Annotated in this window: 16 protein-coding genes and 1 pseudogene; 7 read left to right on the top strand and 10 right to left on the bottom strand. The window is 67.3% G+C overall.

What is annotated here, in order from left to right:
* Positions 1-7: 7 nt before the first annotated feature.
* From AB0F86_RS00120 to AB0F86_RS00140, 5 genes are all read right to left on the bottom strand, one after another.
* A complete protein-coding gene (locus AB0F86_RS00120) occupies positions 8-859 on the bottom strand; it encodes a 3-hydroxybutyryl-CoA dehydrogenase (protein WP_181698492.1) in 852 nt (283 codons plus the stop codon).
* A gap of 90 nt (positions 860-949) precedes the next feature.
* Positions 950-2,443, bottom strand: coding sequence for an amino acid permease (locus tag AB0F86_RS00125; protein WP_356986418.1), 1,494 nt, complete (start codon positions 2,441-2,443; stop codon positions 950-952).
* A 29-nt stretch (positions 2,444-2,472) separates the two neighbouring features.
* Complete coding sequence (locus AB0F86_RS00130) at positions 2,473-3,552, bottom strand: Glu/Leu/Phe/Val dehydrogenase dimerization domain-containing protein (RefSeq protein WP_356986417.1); 1,080 nt, start codon at positions 3,550-3,552, stop codon at positions 2,473-2,475.
* Positions 3,553-3,669: 117 nt separating this feature from the next.
* The gene (locus AB0F86_RS00135; protein ID WP_356986415.1) at positions 3,670-7,137 is read right to left on the bottom strand and encodes an indolepyruvate ferredoxin oxidoreductase family protein; all 3,468 of its coding nucleotides are present in this window, start codon (positions 7,135-7,137) and stop codon (positions 3,670-3,672) included.
* Positions 7,138-7,294: 157 nt separating this feature from the next.
* Entirely contained in the window at positions 7,295-7,789 is a 495-nt protein-coding gene (locus tag AB0F86_RS00140) for an Lrp/AsnC family transcriptional regulator (RefSeq protein WP_067493199.1), read from the bottom strand.
* Between the two features lie 37 nt (positions 7,790-7,826).
* Between AB0F86_RS00140 and AB0F86_RS00145 the strand changes: the two genes are divergently transcribed.
* A complete protein-coding gene (locus AB0F86_RS00145; RefSeq protein ID WP_356986413.1) occupies positions 7,827-8,372 on the top strand; it encodes a DinB family protein in 546 nt (181 codons plus the stop codon).
* Here AB0F86_RS00145 and AB0F86_RS00150 read toward each other — a convergent pair.
* Complete coding sequence (locus tag AB0F86_RS00150) at positions 8,318-8,752, bottom strand: VOC family protein (RefSeq protein WP_356986411.1); 435 nt, start codon at positions 8,750-8,752, stop codon at positions 8,318-8,320. The genes AB0F86_RS00145 and AB0F86_RS00150 overlap by 55 nt on opposite strands.
* Positions 8,753-9,336: 584 nt before the next feature.
* Here AB0F86_RS00150 and AB0F86_RS00155 point away from each other — a divergent pair.
* Together AB0F86_RS00155 and AB0F86_RS00160 are read left to right on the top strand one after the other, a co-directional pair.
* Positions 9,337-10,110, top strand: coding sequence for a DUF5984 family protein (locus AB0F86_RS00155; RefSeq protein WP_356986410.1), 774 nt, complete (start codon positions 9,337-9,339; stop codon positions 10,108-10,110).
* Positions 10,111-10,736: 626 nt separating this feature from the next.
* Positions 10,737-10,874, top strand: a pseudogene (locus tag AB0F86_RS00160) (SDR family oxidoreductase); the annotation flags it as partial.
* A 3-nt stretch (positions 10,875-10,877) separates the two neighbouring features.
* Here the strand turns inward: AB0F86_RS00160 and AB0F86_RS00165 are convergent.
* On the bottom strand, positions 10,878-11,711 hold the full coding sequence (locus AB0F86_RS00165; protein ID WP_356986408.1) for an NAD(P)H-binding protein: 834 nt from the start codon (positions 11,709-11,711) through the stop codon (positions 10,878-10,880).
* 139 nt (positions 11,712-11,850) lie between these two features.
* Between AB0F86_RS00165 and AB0F86_RS00170 the strand changes: the two genes are divergently transcribed.
* Both AB0F86_RS00170 and AB0F86_RS00175 read left to right on the top strand, forming a co-directional pair.
* Positions 11,851-13,098: a sensor histidine kinase gene (locus AB0F86_RS00170; RefSeq protein WP_181698541.1), complete on the top strand. Its 1,248-nt coding sequence runs from the start codon at positions 11,851-11,853 to the stop codon at positions 13,096-13,098.
* Complete coding sequence (locus tag AB0F86_RS00175) at positions 13,086-13,730, top strand: response regulator transcription factor (RefSeq protein WP_356986406.1); 645 nt, start codon at positions 13,086-13,088, stop codon at positions 13,728-13,730. Before AB0F86_RS00170 ends, AB0F86_RS00175 begins: the two co-directional genes overlap by 13 nt.
* Before the next feature lie 43 nt (positions 13,731-13,773).
* On the opposite strand, the gene AB0F86_RS00180 is transcribed toward AB0F86_RS00175, so the two are convergent.
* The 3 genes from AB0F86_RS00180 to AB0F86_RS00190 form a co-directional block, all read right to left on the bottom strand.
* Positions 13,774-15,279, bottom strand: coding sequence for an alpha/beta fold hydrolase (locus tag AB0F86_RS00180; RefSeq protein ID WP_356986405.1), 1,506 nt, complete (start codon positions 15,277-15,279; stop codon positions 13,774-13,776).
* A 52-nt stretch (positions 15,280-15,331) separates the two neighbouring features.
* A complete protein-coding gene (locus tag AB0F86_RS00185) occupies positions 15,332-16,471 on the bottom strand; it encodes a serine hydrolase domain-containing protein (RefSeq protein WP_356986403.1) in 1,140 nt (379 codons plus the stop codon).
* A gap of 251 nt (positions 16,472-16,722) precedes the next feature.
* Entirely contained in the window at positions 16,723-17,286 is a 564-nt protein-coding gene (locus AB0F86_RS00190; protein ID WP_356986401.1) for a PadR family transcriptional regulator, read from the bottom strand.
* A gap of 124 nt (positions 17,287-17,410) precedes the next feature.
* Here AB0F86_RS00190 and AB0F86_RS00195 point away from each other — a divergent pair, with 124 nt between their 5' ends.
* Together AB0F86_RS00195 and AB0F86_RS00200 are read left to right on the top strand one after the other, a co-directional pair.
* Positions 17,411-17,827: a nuclear transport factor 2 family protein gene (locus AB0F86_RS00195; RefSeq protein WP_356986400.1), complete on the top strand. Its 417-nt coding sequence runs from the start codon at positions 17,411-17,413 to the stop codon at positions 17,825-17,827.
* A 197-nt stretch (positions 17,828-18,024) separates the two neighbouring features.
* On the top strand, positions 18,025-18,351 hold the full coding sequence (locus AB0F86_RS00200) for a DUF1330 domain-containing protein (protein ID WP_356986398.1): 327 nt from the start codon (positions 18,025-18,027) through the stop codon (positions 18,349-18,351).
* Positions 18,352-18,359 lie beyond the last annotated feature (8 nt).

Raw genomic sequence — 18,359 nt, forward strand, 5'->3', positions numbered from 1 at the left:
CGGGTTCTCACTTGGCGTAGTCGTAGAACCCGCGACCGGTCTTGCGGCCGAGGCGGCCCGCGTCGACCATGCGGCGCAGCAGGGCAGGCGGGGCGTAGTGCGGCTCGGCGAACTCGGCGTACAGCGACTCGGCGGCGGCGAGTGCGATGTCGAGGCCGACGGTGTCGAGCAGCGTCAGCGGGCCCATCGGGTAACCGCAGCCGCCCTTCATCGCGGTATCGATGTCCTCGGCGGTGGCGTAACCCGACTCGAGCATCCGGATCGCGGAGCACAGGTACGGGATGAGCAGCGCGTTGACGATGAATCCGGAACGGTCACCGGCCTGCACGGTGAGCTTGCCGAGGGTGTTCTTGGCGTAATCGGTGACGGCCTCGGCCGCTTCCGGCGCCGTGACCAGGGTGGAGATGATCTCGACCAGCGGCATCACCGGCACCGGGTTGAAGAAGTGCACACCGACCACGCGCTCGGGGCGCTCGGTGGCACCGGCCACCTTGATCACCGGGATCGAGGAGGTGTTGGTGGCCAGGATGCCCTCGGGCTTGACGATCTTGTCCAGCTTGCCGAAGATCTCGTACTTCAGCGACTCGATCTCGGGGGCGGCCTCGATCACCAGGTCGCGATCGGCGAACTCGTCGATGTCCAGCGTCACCCGCACGCGGGCGATGGCCGCGTCGGCGTCTTCCTGGGAGATCTTGCCGCGCGCCACACCCTTGCTGATGGAAGTGGCGATGCGCTGCTGCGCGGCATCGGCGAACTCCTGCTTGGTCTCGAGCACGAGCACCGAGCTGCCCGCCTTGGCACACACCTCGGCGATACCCGCACCCATCGTGCCGCCACCGATTACACCGATCAACTCCACTGCAGAACTCCCTACATCGCGTTTCCCTGGCTGTCGCGTCGATTATTTCATCCGTACTGGCACTCAGTGCCACAGGCGTCGGAACGTGGCCTATCCCACTGGCGTCAGTTCCGGCGTGTCCGGATCCGGTCGCCGGCGACCGAGCACGGAATGTCTGCGGCCGTAGGCGAAGTAGACGACGACACCGAGTGCCATCCAGACAACGAAGCGCAGCCAGGTCTCGATGGACAGGTTGACCATCAGCCACAGGCAGGCCAGCGCGCCGAGGACGGGGACCACCGGCACGAACGGCACCCGGAACCCGCGCGGCAGGTCGGGGCGGGTGCGGCGCAGGACCAGCACGCCCACCGCCACCAGCACGAAGGCGACCAGCGTGCCGATATTGACCATTTCCTCGAGTGTGCCGAAGTCGACGAAACCTGCCAGCAGTGCGCAGACCACGCCGACGATGACGGTCAACCGGACGGGTGTTCCCTTCTTGCCGGTCTGGGCGAGGCTGCGGGGGAGCAGGCCGTCGCGGGCCATGGCGAACAGCACCCGGGTCTGCCCGAGGAACATCACCATGACCACCGTCGACAGCCCGGCCAGGGCGCCGATGGCGATGATGTTCTTCACCCAGGTGGCGCCGTGGATGGCGAAAGCTGTTGCGAGGGTGGCATTTCCGTCGGCGAGCTGAGTGTAGGAGACCATGCCGGTGAGGATCAGCGACACCGCGATGTAGAGCACCGTCACGATGGCCAGCGAACCCAGGATGCCGCGCGGGATGTCGCGCTGCGGATTGCGGGTCTCCTCGGCGGTGGTAGCGACGACATCGAATCCGATGAAGGCGAAGAACACCAGGCTGGCGGCGGCGAGCAGGCCGTACCAGCCGTAGCTGGTGCCGCCGGACCCGGTGACGAAGGCGAACAGCGACTGCCGCAGCCCCTCGGCCTTCTCCGACGGCTCGGCCGGCGGAATGTAGGGCGACAGGTTCGACGGCTTGAAGTAGGTCGCGCCGACCACCAGCACCAGCGCGATCACGCCGAGCTTGATGGCGACGGCGATCGCCGAGACCCGCGACGACAGCTTCGTCCCGGTGGCCAGCAGCACGCCGACCACCGCGATGATCACCACCGCACCCCAGTCGAAACTCACCGACCCGATGTACACCACCGGCGCCGACGACCCGAGCACTTCACCGAGATATTGCGACCAGCCCTTGGCGACCACGGAGACCGCGAGCGCGAATTCCAGGATCAGATCCCAGCCGATGATCCAGGCGATCACCTCACCGAAGGTGGCGTAGGCGAAGGTGTACGCGCTGCCGGCCACCGGAACGGTCGAGGCGAACTCGGCGTAGCAGAGGGCGGTGAGCCCGCACGCGATGGCCGCGAAGACGAACGCGAGCGAGACCGCTGGCCCGGCCACCGTGCCCGCGGTGCGGGCGGTGAGGGTGAAGATGCCCGCACCGATCACCACCGCGACACCGAAGATCGTGAGGTCCTTCGCCGTCAGGTCCTTGCGCAGCTTGGCATCGGGATCGTCGGTGTCCCGGATCGATTGCTCGACAGATTTCGTGCGGAACAACCCGCTCGTGATCGCCACTGTGTCTCCTCCTCGAAACTCGGGCGCGCTCAGAGCGAGCGGGGGATGGCGTCGAGACGGCGTTCGGCGAACCGGTTGGCGGCGGCACCCGTGCCGATACCGTCGGCTTTCGCCGCGGCGATGATCTCGCGGCAGCGCGGGAAGATATCGGTCACCTCGGCTTCCACCTCGGCGGGTGGGGCGGTGCGCAATTCGCCCGCCACCTGGATGAGTCCACCGCTGTTGGCGACGAAGTCGGGGATCCAGGTGATGCCGCGTTCGGTGAGCGCCTGCTCCACGTCGGGAGTGGCGAGCTGATTGTTGGCCGCGCCGCAGACGAGTTTGGCCTCGATCGTCGCGGCGGTCGACGCGGTGAGGGTGGCGCCGAGCGCGCAGGGGGCGTACACATCGACCGGTGCGGTCGACACCGTGGACAGCAGCCGCACCTCGGGGTGTTCGGCGGCGATGCGGCGCAGGGCCGCCTCGTTCACATCCGTCACGCACACCTCGGCGCCGTCGGCGAGCAGCAGGGCGGTGAGCTCGCGGCCGACCTTGCCGACGCCTTCCACGCCGACGGTGCGGCCTGCCAGTGTCGGTGCGCCCCACACGGATTCGGCGCCCGCGCGCATGGCCTGGAACACGCCGAGCGCGGTGAGCCGGGCGCTGTCACCGCTGCCGCCGGCGGCGACGCTGCGGCCGGTGACGTAGCGGGTGTGCCTGCCGATGATGTCCAGGTCGTCGGTGGTGGTGCCCACGTCGCCCGCGGTGATGTATCGGCCGCCGAGGGTGTCGACGAAGCGCGCGTAGGCGGCGAGCAGTTCCTCGCTCTTCATCGTCGCCGGGTCACCGATGATGACGGCCTTGCCGCCGCCGAGGTCGACACCCGCGGCGGCGGCCTTGTAGGTCATGCCCCAGGACAGTCGCAGCACGTCCTGCAACGCCGCGGATTCGTCGGCGTAGGGGTAGAAGCGGGTGCCGCCGAGCGCCGGGCCGAGCGCCGTGGAGTGGATGGCGATGATCGCCTTCAGCCCGGACCTGTCGTCCTCGCAGAACACCACCTGCTCGTGGGCGCGGGCACTCAACTCGTGCGATCGTCCGAAAACTCCTGCTTCGGGGTGTGCGACGGTCACTGTCGATCCTTTCCGGTTGCCTCCACCACGGGTCGTGTCCGGGTGGTTCGTTCGTGCCGCGGGTCTGCGGCCTGATGTTGTGCTGTTGGGCGCCGATGTATTCGGCGCCGTGATCACTCAGAAGTCGATGCCGAGATCGCGCAGCCCGGCGCGGTACAGCTCGACATTGGCGAGCTTGATGTCCTCGTAGCCGCGCACGACGTCGGCGAGAGCGGCTGCCGCAGTGGCTGTCTCGTAGTTCTCCTCGGTCAGTTCGGCGGCGAGCCGCGTCACCATGGCGGTGTAGTGGGCCAGCAGTTCGCGTTCGACCTTGCGCACGTGGGCGTAACCGAAGGGGTCGAGCTTCGTGCCGCGCAGGAACTTGCCCTTGGCGAGGACCTTCAGCGCCACATGGGATTTCGGTGCGAGCCCGATCTTCTTCTTCCGGCCCATGGCGCGCAGGACGGGCGGGTGCAGTTTGTAGGTGAGCTTCTCGCCACCCGGCACCTGGGCCTGTACCTCGGCGAGGAACGCCGGGTCGACCAGCAGCCGCGCTACTTCGTACTCGTCCTTGTAGGCGGTGAACTTGTACAGCCCACGTGCTACCGCCTCGCTGAACTCGGTGCGCTCGGTAACGGAACGTTCTGCCGCCCAGATGCTTTCGACCGTGTCGATGTAGCGTCGGGCCACCGTCGTGTTCTGGTAGCCGATCAGCTCACCGGCACGCCGTTCCACGATCCGCCGCACCTCACCCTCGAAGCCGGTGTGCGCCAGCAGTTCCGCCGGTGCGGTCGGCGGCGTCCGCCGCGGCTGCCCCTCGTCGACAGCCGCGGCGAAGGCCGCCGGATCCGCGACGGCGACACGGCCCCAGCGGAACGCGGCCAGGGTGGCCGACACGGAGACCCCGTTGATCCCGATCGCTTCCTCGATCGCCGCCACCGGCAACCGCAACCCGCCCGCCTGCACCGCAGCGCCGACGATGAGGAAATTGGCGGCCGCGGTATTGCCGAACAGGGTTTCCGCGGCCGCGAGTGCGTCGAAGTGGTCGATCGAATGCGTCACCGCCGCAAGGCGATCCAGCAGTGCGCCGGTCTCGGGGTAGGACGTCGACTTGTCGTACACCATGTCGCCGGTCGGTGTCTTGCTCGTCGACGCCACGGCCACCGTGCTCGCAGCGTTGCCGTAGCGCAGGTATCGGGGATCGGTGGCGGTCAGCAGGTCGACGGCGAGCAGGCAGTCCGCGCTGCCCGGGGTGAGCCGGTTGGCCGGTTCCAGCTCCGAACCCGAGAACCGCAGGTGCGACACCACGGGCCCGGCCTTCTGGCTAAGTCCGATCTGATCGAGCGTCTCGACTTCGTACCCGGCGCGCAGGGCGGCGGTGGCCAGCACCTGGTTCACCGTGACGATGCCGGTGCCGCCGATGCCGGCGATCAGCACGTTCTGGGTGCGTTGCGGCACGCCAGGCGCCGGATCCGGAACGGCGGGCGGCTCCAGGGTTTTGCGGCCGGCGCGCTTGTCCGGTGACACCTCCACCGTCACGAACGAGGGGCAGTCACCGTCCAGGCAGCTGTAGTCGGTATTGCAGGAGGTCTGATCGATGCGGGTCTTGCGCCCGAATTCGGTGTCGACGGGCTGCACGGACAGGCAGTTCGACTTGGTGCCGCAATCACCGCAGCCCTCGCAGACGGCCTCGTTGATCACCACGCGGGTGTTGCGCACCGGCAGTGTGCCGCGCTTGCGCTGCCTGCGCGCGTCGGCGGCGCAGTGCTGGTCGTAGATCAGCACGGTGACGCCCTCGATCTCGCGCAGCATCCGCTGGGCTTCGTCGAGCCGGTCACGATGCCACAGCAGCGTCCCCTCGGCCAGCGCCCGCTTGCTGTGCCGCTTCGGCTCGTCGGCGCAGACGATGATCTGCTTCACGCCCTCCACGGTGAGTTTGTGGGTGAGCTGCGCGACGGTGAGCATGCCGCCCACCTCCTGCGCCCCGGTCATCGCGACGACCTCGTTGTAGAGCAGCTTGTAGGTGATGTTCACGCCCGCCGCCACGCACGCCTGCACAGCCAACTGCCCGGAGTGGAAGAACGTTCCGTCGCCGATGTTCTGGAACAGATGCGGCACATCGGTGAACGGCGCCTGCCCGATCCACTGACTGCCCTCGCCACCCATCTGCGTCAGCCCGGTGACGGCGCTGTCGGCGCGGCCCGACATGGTGACCAGCGTGTGACAGCCGATGCCGCCGCCGCCGATCGAGCCCTCCGGCAGGGCGGTTGACCGGTTGTGCGGGCAGCCGCTGCAGAAGTACGGCGTGCGCTTGGTGCTGAGCACATCCAGCGGAAGCGCGGGCGGCGCAGCCCTTTTCAGCTCGACGCGCTCGCGCAGCACCCGGCGCAGCGGGGCGAGCAGCCGTCCGGCGTCGAGTTCACCGTCGACCGGCATCAGCCGGGCACCGCGCTGGTCGTGCTTGCCGAGGATGCGTGGCGTGTGCTCGGTGCCGTAGAGGATCTCGCGGATCTGGGTCTCGACGAAGGCGGTCTTGTCCTCGACCACGATCAGTTCCTCGAGCCCGCGGGCGAACTCGGCGACCTTGGCCGGGCCGATCGGATAGGGCATCCCGATGCGCAGCAACCGGATTCCGGCCCGGTGCATCGCGGCCTCGTCGACGCCGAGCTCGAGCAGTGCTTGGCGCACGGCGTCGAATGTCGTTCCGGTGGCGGCGATGCCGACCTTCGCCTCCGGCGGGTCGACCTCGATGCTGTCGATGGCATTGGCCGCGCCGTAGGCGTGCACCATCGCCCAGCGTGGGCCGTACAGGTCCGCCTCGGCGAGCAGACTGTCGGTCGGGGCGGCCATCGGACGCTGCCGATACGTGAAAGGCCTTCCCTCCCACTGCACCTCGGGAACCGTCACGGCGAGGTCGGCCACGTCGGCATCGACCGTCCACGCGCCGTCGGCGACATCGGCGACGATCTTCAACGCCACCACACACCCTGAGGCCCGCGACAGCGCGATGCCCTGCATGCCGAGCGTGATGATCTCCTCGGCATTGCGTGGGAACAACACCGGCACACCCATCGCGGCCAGCGAACGTTCGCTCACGGCGGGCACGGTCGACGACTTCGACGACGGGTCGTCACCGACCAGCAGCAACACCCCGCCGCGCGGGTTCACCCCGTACATGTTGGCGTGGCGGATGGCGTCGGTCGCCCGGTCCACACCGGGGCCCTTGCCGTACCAGACCCCCACCACGCCGTCGTGGGTCGGGCGCCCGGCGGGCAGGTCGGCCTGGCTGCCCCACACCGAGGTGGCGGCCAATTCCTCGTTGAGTCCCGGTACGAAGGTGATGTCGTGTTCGGTGAGCACCTCCGGCATGCCCAGCAGCATCTTGTCGACGCCACCCAGCGGGCTGCCCTGGTACCCCGAGACGAAGGTCGCGACCCGGCGCCCCGCGCGGATGTCACGCACATGCTGTTCCACCAGCAGCCGGGCGATGGCCTGGACCCCGGTGAGCAGGACCGGACCCGCGCCGGACCGATACCGGTCGGCCAGATCGTAGGACGCGGCCGGTTCGGCCAGCGGTCGGGCGGTGGAACAGACGACGCTGGTCATGAACACCTCACTGCACGAAGGAAAACTGCTACCCGTGCTGCGAAATGTGCCGTGAAGGGGTGAACTGTGTCAACAGTCACACATAAAGTTGATCAGACTGCTCAAAAGTGATCTAGGACACTGCTGCGGATGCGTCAATCTGCTCGAGCCGCGAGACCTAGCTCACATCGTCGTCGGATCGCCGCGCTGTCAGATCCTCGACCAGTGGCAGGCTCCGATACCCGATCGGTGTAGCCAGCGCGAGCATCGTCTCGGTATGGTTGACCCCATCGATGGCGTGCACCCGCTGAATGATCTCCAGCAGATCCTGCTGTGAGCGCGCGGCCACCCGGACCAGCAGATCGGCGCGACCGGTCGTCGCGTGCACCTCGAGCACATGCGGGAAGTCGCGCAACCGCTCGATGATCGGGTCCATCTTGTTCTGATCGAGCTCGATTCCGAGAAACGCGTGCACCGCGAACCCGATCGCCGCCACATCGATGTCCGGCGGATACCCCCGCACCGCCCCCGAGGACTCGAGCCGCTTCATCCGCGCCTGCACCGTGTTCCGCGCGATCCCGAGCCGCTGCGCCAGCTCGAGAATCGGCGCCCGGGGATCCCGTGCAAGCTCGGCGAGCAACGCGGCGTCGACAGCGTCGAACTTGATGGCCATCCGCGCATTCTGGCACAACGGAAATGGAGTGAAAGAGATGAAGACCGAACGAATTACCAGTGGTGGGGAGCGGATGCTTCTCGAGAATATGCTCGACCGCAACCGCGAAGCGCTCATCGACACCGCCCGCGGGCTGTCGGAAACCGACGCGCGCAGACGTCTCGTCCCATCGCTCACCACACCGATCTCGCTCCTCAAGCACGCCGCAGGTGCGGAACGGATCTGGTTTCAGCGGTTCTGGGCCGGGCTCGCGGAATCCGAATGCGACGGATACTCGCGCCGCGACGAAGGTACGTTCGCCGTGTCCGATGACGAATCGCTGGCCGATGTCATCGCCGAGTTCGAACGCGCGAGTCGCCGCTCCCGCGACATCGCCGCCCGCTTCGACCTCGACGACACCCTCGACATCCCCGGTGAGGGAACGGTCAGCATGCGCTGGACGCTGCTCGCCATGATCGAGGAGTTCGCCAGACACGCAGGTCACGGCGACATCCTTCGCGAACAGATCCGGCGGAACTCAGCGCACGCCTACCCCAATTCTTCGGCCAGCCCGATCAGCAACCCTTCGGGACCGCGCACGTAGCAGAGCCGATAGACATCTTCGTACCGCACCACCTCGTCGACCACCCGCGCGCCGTGCTTGCACAAGCGTTCGAGTGTGTCGTCGAGGTCGTCCACCTGGAACATGACCCGCAGATACCCCAGCGCGTTCACCGGAGCCGTGCGGTGATCGGCGACCACCTCGGGCTCGAGAAACCGCGAGAGTTCGAGTCGACTGTGCCCATCCGGCGTGCGCATCATGGCAATCTCGACCCGCTGGTCCCCGAGCCCGGTCACCCGCCCGGCCCACTCGCCCGCCACCACGGCCCGCCCCTCGAGCTCCAAACCGAGCTCCCGGAAGAAGTCGATCGCCACCCCGAGATCCTCGACGACGATCCCGACATTGCTCATGGTGACTGTCATGCGGTTCATCGTAGGAGCATCGCCGCACCGAATCCGCGATCGCGCGGTGCATTCCATCGTCGCCATGAGTTAAGCCACGCTGTCCACCGAAGCACGGGTCAGACGGAGCGCCGAGATGAAGGAATTCTTGTGGTCTCGGCGTGCCACGGAGACCCTTGAGGATACCGGTTTGGCCGTGGGCGACACTCGGATCCGACGCACTCCTGGCTTGCGTCGCGAAAAGGTCGCGGTGCTCGCCGGGGTGAGATATTGCGATGTCACCTCTCCCTACAGCAGCCCCATGATTCGGCGCGGCACGAGCGCGGATCGTGGTTGATCGGTTAGGCGGTGGTGGAACCGCCACCACCGGTCCGCGGACCCGGGACCCGGGGTTCGGCGCGGACGGGCTTCCCCAGATCGCTCTTGGACCACATTGCTACAACCAGACCGGTAGAAGCATCCTGAAATGCCGATTACATCGCGTCGTGTTTGACCTCCACGCAGTGCAAGTGGTCGATGAACGCCCAGTACGTCCGCAGGGCGATCTACCCGCCGACCCACGAATGTGGTCGACAGCGCGCGGGGTGATCAGTTGAATCGGGGGCATGATGCGTGTCCGGTTCGAGCTGGCGCCCCTCGAGAAGGTTGTTCCTTGGGGGGAGCATCGCCGTCTGCATTGGTTCGGGCTCACCCAGGGGTGGTACTGCCTGGGGGTTGGTGGTGTCGAGCTGCTGAGATATGCCGAGCGGACCACGAACATGATTGGCGATGGCGGCGCTGCCGTAACGTCGTGGGTGGACTATTACGTGGTGCGGCTGTGGGAGGACCTGCTCGCCGTTCTGCCCTCGGCCCTCGAGCCGGTGCCGGATGATTTGGCGAAGTTCTTCGCCGCTGGCGCCGAGGAGTGGGTCGACGCCGGCGATCCGGATCTCCTCGACAATCCAGCGGTCGAGGCCGCCTCCGAGGCGTACAGCCTGCGATGGACTGACACCTCGTATCTGCGATTCGGGCCCGCGTTTCGGTGGTGGCGCACCCTCGGCCCCGAGGACACGGTCACTGTGGCGTGGCAGTTCACACCCGATCCCGATGGTGAGATCACGTTCTCCGCGCCGCTGTCGGGCCTGAGGACGGTCAGCACGGAGGAATTCGTGTCTGCTGTAATCGATTTCGACCACCGATTACTGCAAGCCATGCAGGAGCGTGTGGACCACCTGGCTGTGGCCGGTGTCGTCCCGGGGATCGAGCTCGATATCCCTGCGCTGATTCGGGAACAGGTGCAGCGCCGGACGTGGTTGCCGCAGGCGCTGGTCCGGCAGGACGAAACCGACTGGGCCGCCGTACGTGCAGGCGCGGCGATCCTGGCTCCGCATCTGGCGTGAACGCACGGAAATGCCGCTGATCGCGCAGGCTGCTCCGGGCCTTGGGAGCGCAGAGTCGGCCCAACTCACCGGGGTGAGATGTCGGTTACCCACTCCTGCCTTGAGGGAATCGAGGCATCTAGGACGTGGCGTTCGACGCCGACACGTCAGCGTTCGAACAACTCGTTGAGTTGCATGATCGCGGTGAACCGGTCCTGTCAGAGGCAGCCTCGCGAGGGACTTGGTGTAGGTAGCCGCCCTCCCGGGCGGTTTTGTGCTCTTTCCACGCGGCGGCACGGATTTTCGCGAAGTCCCCGTAGAGATTCCCCACCGATGGTGCGGTGCCGCAGCCGAACTCGATGCGGGCCAACGGGTGCTGACCGTTCGCGCCGACGTGGCGAACCCGACGACCTCGATGCCCTGATGCACTCCACCCAGCGCTGGCGTGGCCACCTCGACGCCGTCCGGGATATTCAAACCCGCCTCGGAACTCACCGAGGCCGACGTCGACCAGTCTGTCGACATCAACTTCAAAGGCGTGTTCTTCACGGTTCCGCGGTCGTCCTCAACGCCTCGTGGACGCTGTACCGCGGCCTACCGGCGACGCCACCACCGACCCCGAGGCCGACGCACGCAACGCCGCACAGGTACCGCTGGGCGCCGTCGGTCACGGCGCGGAAGTCGCTGCGGCGGTGGCTTTTCTGGCTTCCGACGACGCCTCCTACATCACCGGGCAGGACCTCGTCATCGACGGCGGACTCGTCGGTTCATTCCCCAACCGGTGACCCTCACCGGAAGGAGTCGACGTTCTCCTCGGCCCACTGCTCGAAGGTCCTGGCCGTCGACCCCGTCACCCGCGCGACGGTGTCACGCACCCGCAGCAGCGCGTCGTCGACATCGCCACCCGTAACATCCAGGACGGCGTCAGCGGCGTCCTCCCCGAAGACCGCGACCATCCCTGCCCGGGCTTGCTCGCGGGTGATCTCGGTGACCTCGACGTCGCGGTGCAGCAGCCCGGCGATGGTCGTCACCTGCTGACGCGCGCTCACCGGTGCGGGGCCGGTGAGCGCATACCGTTGTCCCCGGTGCCCGGGTTCGGTCAGCGCGACCCGGACCACCGAGGCGATATCGGCGGGGTGAATCGTGGGGAGCCCGACGTCGGCGTAGGGCATCTGGACGGGCAGACCCGCTTGGATGGTCGGCGCCCACATGAGCGCATTGGACGCGAACTGCGTCGGCCGCAGAATCGTCCAATCCATCCCACTGGCCTCGAGGAGCTTCTCCACCGACGCCTTGTCTACGGCGGGACCGAGGTGGGGATGGGTCTCCACGGTGATCGACGAAACCAGCACCACATGCTCGACACCGGCCCGGCGGGCGCGGTCGATGATCTCGGCGTCCGGCCCGATCCCCGGCACGAGGAACATCGACCGTACCCCTGCCAGCGCCGACGCCACCGAGGAGGGGTCGGCCAGATCGCCCTCGACCGCCTCGATCCCCGCCGGGAAGGCTGCTCCGAAAGTGTCGCGGGTGAGTGCCCTGACCGGCCCGGAACTGCACGCCCGCAACTCTTTCAGCAACGGCCTACCGATGTTTCCGGTGGCCCCGGTGACCAGAATCATGAGCATGTCCTCTCGCGTGGTGATCGACGAACGCCACGCTAAGACCTCAACTCGACTTGGGGTCAAGGAGTTCTGGGTCAGTGCCGACGGCGCACCGGCCAGGCGCGGTCGCGTCCCGTTCTGACAGCATGGCGAGGTGATGAAGGCCCTGCGCGCGGCGCGAGACAAAGCACGGCGGTTGCCGGGCGCTGTCTGGTACCTGGCGGTCGGTGGCGTCACCGCTCTGCTCGCGCTGTTCGCGGTGGTCGGCCTGCTGATCGTCGGCGCTTTCTGCCTGATCGGGGTCGGCATACCGGCACTGCCCGAGGCTGTTCGGCTGGTCCGGCCGTTGGTGTCGTTCGATCGGCGCCGGGCGGCACGGTACCTCGGTGAGCCTGCGGTGCAGGCCTATCAGCCGTTCACCGGTGGACTGCGGCAGCGGGTCGCGACGGTGTTCACCGATCCGGCGAACCGCCGGGACTTCGGCTGGTTGGCAGCCCACGCGCTGACCGGCCTCTACCTCGCGGTATTCGCCCTCGCACTCCCGCTCAGCACCCTCATTCAGCTGACGATCCCCGCGTTCTGGCAGCTGATGCCGCCGGGGGAGGAGTTCGCCAGTTTCGGCTTCACAGTCGACTCGTGGCCGAGGGCGATTCTGAGCTTCGTCCTCGCAGTGCCGGTGGCCCTGGTAACCCTGCAACTCCCCGTCGCCGCGCGCTGGCAGGCGATGGCCACCCGTGCCCTGCTGAAACCACCCGAAGGCGCCCTGCTGGCCGACCGGGTCGCGGCCCTCACTGCCACCCGGGCGGCCGCGCTCGACGCGCACGGCGCCGAACTGCGCCGCATCGAGCGGGACCTGCACGACGGGGCGCAGGCCCGGCTCGCGGCGGTGATCATGCAGCTCGGACTGGCCGACCAGCTGCGCGACCAGGACCCGGAAACCGCGCGCGAGCTCGTGCGCAAGGCGCAGGACACCGCGACGGCCGCACTGGCCGAGCTACGTGATGTGGTGCGCAATGTCTACCCGCCGGTGCTCACCGACCGTGGCCTGGCCAGTGCGGTCGCAGCCGTGGCCGCCCGCAACCCGATCCCCTGTGCGCTCGAGCTCCACGAGGTGGGCAGGCGACCCGCTGCGGTGGAGGCGGCGGCGTACTTCGTCATCACCGAGGCACTCACCAACGCCACCAAGCATTCCGGCGCCTCGGGCATCTCGCTGGTGCTGGGCGGTGCTCCCGAGCTGTTGACGATCGAGATCCGCGACGACGGCGTGGGCGGCGCCGTGGAGACCTACGACGGCGGGCTGGCCGGAATCCGGCGCAGGGCCGAGGCACTCGACGGCCGGATGGCGCTGACCAGTCCACCAGGTGGCCCTACTGTAGTGCGGGTGGAGTTGCCGTGCGGGTCATGATCGCCGAGGACAATGCCCTGCTGCGCGAGGGCTTGGTGCTGCTGCTGAGCACGGCGGGTATCGAGGTGATCGCCGCCGTGGACAACGCCGACGACTTCCTCACGGCGGTGGCCGCAGATCGCCCGGACGCGGTCGTCGTCGATGTGCGCCTGCCGCCCACATTCACCGACGACGGCTTACGCGCGGCCGTCAGCGCACGCAAACTGCACCCCGGACTGCCCGTGCTGGTGCTGTCGTCCTGGGTGGAGGACAGCTACGCCGCGGAACTGCTCGGCGACGGGATGGGTGGTGTCGGCTATCTGCTCAAGGAGCGCGTCGGCAAGGTCGATCGCTTCCTCGATTCGCTGCGCCGGGTCGCGGCGGGTGGCACCGCGATGGACCCCGAGGTGATCTCGCAGCTGCTGGTGCGGCGCAAAGCCGACGACCCGATGGCCGCGCTGACCGCCCGCGAGCGCGAGGTGCTCGCGCTGATGGCGGAGGGCCACAACAACGCGACCATCGCCGAGCGGTTGGTAGTCAGCGAAGGCGCTGTGCACAAACACATTCGGAGCATTTTCGCGAAGCTCGGGCTGTCTGCCGAGGACGTCGGCCATCGGCGGGTACTCGCCGTGCTCGCCTACTTGAACGCGTGAAGCCCTGAACCCGTGCAGGGTTCAGGGCTTCGCCCGATTCCGGTCAGTCGGCTCGACAGGTCATGTCGTCGGCGGGCAGTGTGCCGTCGCGGAAGTAGGTGTTCACGGCCGAGTACACGCAGGAGTTCTGGTAGCGCCCGAATATCCAGTGGATCGGCACGTCCTGGAGGGTGACCATGCGCGAAGCGCTCAGATCTTCGTGCAGGGCGACCGCTCCGTCGTAGGTGGTCCTGGTGTCACCGGTGGATTGCACGATCAGGGCAGGCACCGAGTTGCGCACCACCGTGGTCGGTTCGACCGGCGGTGCCCAGAACGCGCACGGGGTGATGTTGTTGGTGAACCCGGCGAACAGCGGCTGGGTGGCGCGGGCCGCCTCGATATTGCGCCGGTAGAACTCGGGATCGCGCGGCGTGGCCACGTCACCGCACATGATCGCCATCTGCGACGAATTGTCTTTCGGCCGTGCCTTCAAGGCGAATCCGAGGGTGGAATCCAACGTCTCGTCGGGCTGGGCCGGTTTGCCCGCGGCGGCATCGGCGATGGTCCGGATCTGTCGGGCCACCATCTCGTACTGGTCGGGGCTGTCCAGCCCGACGAACAACACCACCGGCAGCCAGTGTTCGTCGATCTCGTACTCACCCAACCGGATCGGCGTGACGGCGGCCCGTCCGATCAGCTCTTGAACGGCCTCGCGGACCTGGGCGCGGCTGGTACCGAAGTGATATTCCGCGTCGCGTGCCGCGACCCACTCCGCCCACAGATCGAACGCGGCTTCATTGAGCGGACCCATGGCCTGCATCATGCCGACCGGCCCGTACTCGTCCGGGTCGGCCGCGCTGTCGAGCACCATCCGGTCGCTGCGGTCGGGGAACATCTGCATGTACACCGCACCGAGGTAGGTGCCGTACGAGGTGCCGAAGTAGCTGATCTTCTCCGCGCCGAGAAGCCCGCGGATGACGTCCATGTCCCGTGCGGTGTTGCGGGTGGTGATGTGAGGCAGCCGCGCCCCTTCGGTGGCGGCGCAGCGGGCGGCCAGATCGCGCTGCGTCGCAACGGATTCCGCGAAGCCGGCCGCGTCGAGGCCCGCTGAATGCAGTCCGAAGCCGACCGGCCACTCGCAGTCGACGGCCGACGAACGCCCCACCCCGCGCGGGTCCATCCCGATCAGGTCGTAGCGAGCCCGCACCTCGGGCGTCATCGCCTTGCCGACATCGACCATGAAGTCCAGACCTTCACCACCGGGACCGCCCGAATTCGACAGCATGACGCCGCGCTGCGGGTCGGTACCGGCGATCCGGGAGATCGCCACGGTCAGAGTCGGACCCTGCGGGTCGGCGTAATCCACCGGCACGGTGACGTCGGCGCACTGTGCCCCCGCCTCGTCCAGTTTCGGAACCCCGCAGTCTTTCCACTCCAGATGCTGACCGGTGAACCGGGCAGGCACCGCGGTGTGGGACTCCGCCTCGGCATCGGGACCGGCACAGCCGATCAGGGCGGCACAGGCCATCAGGCCGGTCAGGGCGAGAGGCAGCCCTTTGGCGCGTTTCACTGTTTCTCCTCGAAAGTTGTTCGGTCGCATAGGGGAGCGGTGGGGTAGGCGATCACGACGCGCACAGGGCGGCGTCCAACACGCCGTTGACCGCATCCGCCTCTTCCTCGGTAGTCGGCAACTGGTTGACCGTGACGGTCACCGCAGTGCCATCGGACGTGACGCCGTTGCGCGTCTCGAAACCAGGAATGCTGCCGCCGTGCCCCCACACCTGCGCACCGCACGACGCGGTCCGATGGATCAGAGCGAGCCCGTAGTCCGCGCCCGGCATCCGGTCGAACGGCACGGTGCGCTGCGTCTCGGCCAATTGCGCAGGCGGCAAAAGCTTTCCGGACAGCAACGCGATGAAGAAGCGGTTCAGATCGGTCGCGGTGGCGACCATGTCACCGGCGGTGGCGGCCCAGGACGGGTCGAAGTCGGTGAAATCGACCGGCTCACCGTCGACCCGGTGGTAGCCACGGGCATGCGGGCCACGGATGCCGGTTTCGCGGGAAGCGGGCACATAGGTGTCGCGCAGACCGAGCGGCTCGAGGATCCGGCGCCCGATCTCGTCGGCGGCCGGATTGCCCGTCACCCGTTCGATCAGCAGACCGGCCAGCAGGTAGTTGGTGTTCGTGTACACCGATTTCGCGCCCGGTTCGAACTGTGGCGGCGTCGTCATCGCCCGCCGGACCAACTCGGTCATTTCGAAGTGCTGCCACCGCAGCGCCTCCTCGTCCGGGTCGAGCTGTTCGGAGTTCTGGGCTGTGATGCCGTCGCCGGAGCCACGACCGAGGTAGTCGGGCACCCCACTGGTGTGCTGCAACACCTGCCGCACGGTGATCCGGTTGCCGTCGTTGCCGCTGCCGCGCACCACCCCGGGTAGGTAGCGCTCGATCGACGCGTCCAGGTCGACCTTCCCCTCGGCGACCAGTTGCATGATCACCGTGGTCACGTAGGTCTTGGTGTTGCTCCCGATCCGGACGCGCGCGTCCGCCGGGAACGGTGCGCCGGTACCCAGGTCACCGACGCCCGCACTGAATGTCCGATGTCCGCCGGGCCCGTCGACCACCACCTGCACACCCGGGAACCCCTGGCGAACCACCGCGTCCATCGCGGCAGCCACCGCAGGTGGCGGCATCGTCACCACCTCGTCCGATGCCCCCACCGACGCCCCACCCCCGCACGCGGCCACCGCGAGCGCCGCACCCACCACAACAACTGAAAGGCCCGCTTTACCGGAGTTCCGCCGAAATCGGTTCATGAGCAGTGTCTTTTCTCCTGTTCGAGCCGGAAATCATCGGTGTGTTTCCGACGATTTCGAGCCTAGGAATCGACAACCCGCCTGCCCATGCCACGCGCACCCGAATACCGGGTCCCGCCTACTGCCCCGGTGTGGTAGTGCCAGCACCACCACACCCGCTTACCGGCCGTCCATTTCCCACCTCGGGCGCGTGCGCGACGCTAGATGTTCGAGGGGACGCGTCGATCGATCGCCGCCAAGGCGAACTCCGCCCAGCGAATGTTCTCCTGTTCGAAGGAGATTCCGCGCAGCAGGGTGAGATAGGGTCCGATGCGCTCGGCCTCGGCGAGGTAGGCCTGTTCGCTGCGGCCGTCGAGCAGTCTGTTCCGAAGGCGTTCGTAGCGAGCCAGTTTCGCTCTCGCCCATTCCATCCGCTCGGCGATCGCCGCCCGCGCCGCCGCGGTGTCCTCGACGTCCATGCCCTGGACCTTGACCATCATCTCGTCGCGGATCGCGGTCGGCTTGGCCGCCGAGGCGATGAATTCGTGCAGTGCGGCACGCCCGGCCGGGGTGATGGTGTGCAGTCGTTTGTTGGGGCGGCGTTCCTGCTGCACCACGCGGGTCTCGATGAGCCCGTCGGCCGCCATACGCTCGAGTTCCTTGTAGAGCTGCTGGGGGGCGGCCATCCAGAAGTTCGCGACCGAGGCGTCGAAGGTCTTGGCCAGCTCGTAGCTGGAAGCCTCGCCGTCGAGCAGGGCGGCCAACACCGCGTTCCGTAGCGCCATTCGGACAACTTACCAGGTCAGGAGAATAATCAAATAATTGTCCATGTAGGGGATGGACTCAAAGACCCAACCTCGCTACCGTCAACACTCAGTAATCAAAAAATTGGCTATGAAAGGTGAGGGAATGCATCCCTTTCGAGCGGCCGTGGAGGCCCGCGACGAGGCCGCGATCGAAGCCGCGCTCGCTGAGAACGTGGTGTTCACCAGCCCGGTGGCGTTCAAGCCGTACCCGGGCAAGGCGATCACCGCGGCCATCCTGCGCGCGGTGATGCGCGTATTCGAGGACTTCCGCTACGTCCGCGAGATCGTGTCCCCGGACGGTCGCGATCACGCGTTGGTATTCGAGGCGAGCGTGGATGGCAAGCAGATCACCGGCTGCGACTTCCTGCACTTCGATGCCGAAGGCCGCATCGATGACTTCATGGTGATGGTGCGTCCGCTGTCGGCCGCGCAGGCACTCGCAGCACGCATGGGCGAGCAGTTCGAGCGGATCGAGGCCGAGGCCACCGCCCAGATCGCACGCGAAGGAGCCGGTGCGTAATCGACTAGCGGGGAACACGACTTGTACCGGCGGTGATCCCGGTCAGCTGGACCTGACGTATTCGACGCCCGACTGGTCCGCGCCAGGCCGGCTAGTGCTCAGCAAGTCACAGCCCGCGCGTCGAGAACGTCCGCACATGCCGATTCCAGGACACCTGCGCGGCCGGTCTGCTCGCGTGAAGTACCTTCGGCGAGAACATGATCGATACATCGAAGCCGCTGCGCGGCGGCAGGAGTTACGGGATGGCAGCCTACGTTGTAGTCGAGGCCGAGGTTCACGACGAGCAGGTTGGCTTGGCGTACTGGAAGCTGGCTGAGCCCTCGATTCGCCAGTACGGCGGCCGATATCTCGTGGCCGCCGTGCCCGAGGTTCTGGAGGGCGACTGGCCGGGGCGTGTGGTTGTGCTCGAGTTTCCCGATCTCGATCAGGTCAGGGCCTGGTACGACTCACCGGAATACCGCGCCGCTCGTGAAATCCGGAAGTCCGGCGTCACTGTGCGGCTGGTCTTCGCCGAAGGGATGTGAGCGGCTCG

The sequence above is a fragment of the Nocardia sp. NPDC023733 genome (genome assembly GCF_040639775.1).
Lineage (GTDB): Bacteria > Actinomycetota > Actinomycetes > Mycobacteriales > Mycobacteriaceae > Nocardia > Nocardia rosealba.